Source organism: Aeromonas enterica (assembly GCF_054052465.1).
This window is the reverse complement of record NZ_JBSTYL010000055.1, coordinates 1-1762: the sequence shown is the minus strand read 5'-3', so window position 1 is coordinate 1762 and position 1762 is coordinate 1. Positions and strand designations below refer to the sequence as shown.

The following is a 1762-nucleotide window of genomic DNA, read 5'->3' as shown; positions in this document are numbered from 1 at the left end:
GTGACGGGTGTAAAGCCGGGGATGGTGGATATCGGTGCGAGTTTTGCCGGGGCCAGTGCTGCGGCTCACCCCGTCACCGTGTTTGCCGGCCTGGGCAGTCTGGAAGTCACACCTGACAGCGCTTCGCTGATGGTTGGTGATACCCAGGATCTGACCGCGACCGCTCACTATGATGACGGCGCGAGTGAGGATGTCACGACGGTAGCCAGATGGTCATCGAGCAATACGACAGTCGCAAGTGTGGTGGCTGGCAAGGTCAATGCCAATGCCAACGGCTCGGCGACGATCCTAGCGAGCTATACCGACAGCCACGGTATCAGCCAGCAAGGAAGCGCCGAGATTACTGTAAATAGTCCCGTCACTGTTACCGATTTTCAGATAGCGCCGGCGACTTCGGTAGTGGCGGTGGGGCACAATAGGCAATATACCGCCACCGTGCTTATGTCGGACGGATCTTCGCAGGATGTGACTAGTCTGACCAACTGGCGTAGTGATAATGAGGTCGTTGCATCGATTTCTCCAACTAGCGGTTTAGCCACAGGCATCACATTGGGCTCTACCAGCATCAGGGCTACATATATCTTCCAAGGGGCGCCGTTCTTTGCAAGCGCTCAGTTGACTGTGGTTGATGTTGCGATAGTCGGTCTGCGAGTGTCACCGGATAAAATCGTAATACCCAACGGAGCAGTCCAAAACTTCAAGGCTTATGCGACCCTGTCTGACGGTACACTGGACGTAGATGTGACAAATGATGCAAATATTATTTGGAGTACAATGGATCCTTCGGTTGGGACTATAAATGATGCCGGCATGTTCACTACAGTAAATATAGGTTCGACAGAGATTAAAGCATATGATGTAACCACTGGAACATATGGTACTGCTGCAGTTGAAGTAACAGATGTGTCTTATAGCCCACGATTTGGCTTACGTCGGCCAAGTGATGCGTCATATAATTTTATGTTGGGTGAGAGCAACAATTTTGCATTTAGATGCGGGGCCATTGTTGATGCGATTGGTACTCCTGAATTGCCGATGGTAGGAGGAACTGGCGGCGCCTATTACACAACAAGTGGACTTGATATATCTTCAGTCAAGGTGGCTTGGGGTAACTTTCAATACGATCCGGGCGGAGTTACAATTAGCCAAATTATTATCTATTACAAAGATGGTAGTAACTTTGTGTGTGGTCAGAATAATATGACTACCAATGTTGTAACAGGTACATGGGCGGCACCAGCAGGAGAAGAAATAATCGGCATGAATGTCTTCGGTGATGGGTATTCGCATGAAATAGTTTTTGTCTCTAACTAAATACAATGCCGTCCGGTATTGAAACGAAGAACAAGCCTCCAAAGCATCACATTGTTTTGGGGGCTTTTATATGTCATTTATATGGGTTGTTGATATGGCCCGTTGATAACGGACTCGTCACATGAACATATGATTGATTACTCTCAAAGAACTTGTTTTGGTTCGCAACCAAAATCGGCTTTCGCCTGCAATGAGTGAATGTTGGCAATTCAAAAACAATTTCAGGATTTTTATAATTTACCCATATGACACCATAAAAAATGCCATTTCGTTAAAAGTCAAACTGGATTCGTGAACGCCAGAGTTTTCAAGGATGAAATATCAGAAAATCTCTGAAAATGAAGTCCATATTGCACGGTGACAGAACCCGGTGAAAAAACATCCGGGATCTGTAGGTCACTTGTGCTCATGTTTAATTTTGGTGTGCTTTTGTTGGCAGATATACCTG

The 1762-nt window shown here is 46.7% G+C and carries 1 protein-coding gene; it reads left to right on the top strand.

Annotated elements, in window-relative coordinates; all coding sequences use genetic code 11:
• Positions 1-1314: Ig-like domain-containing protein (locus ACW5XD_RS23835; protein WP_456497015.1), on the top strand; the 1314-nt coding region annotated here is incomplete at its 5' end.
• Positions 1315-1762 lie beyond the last annotated feature (448 nt).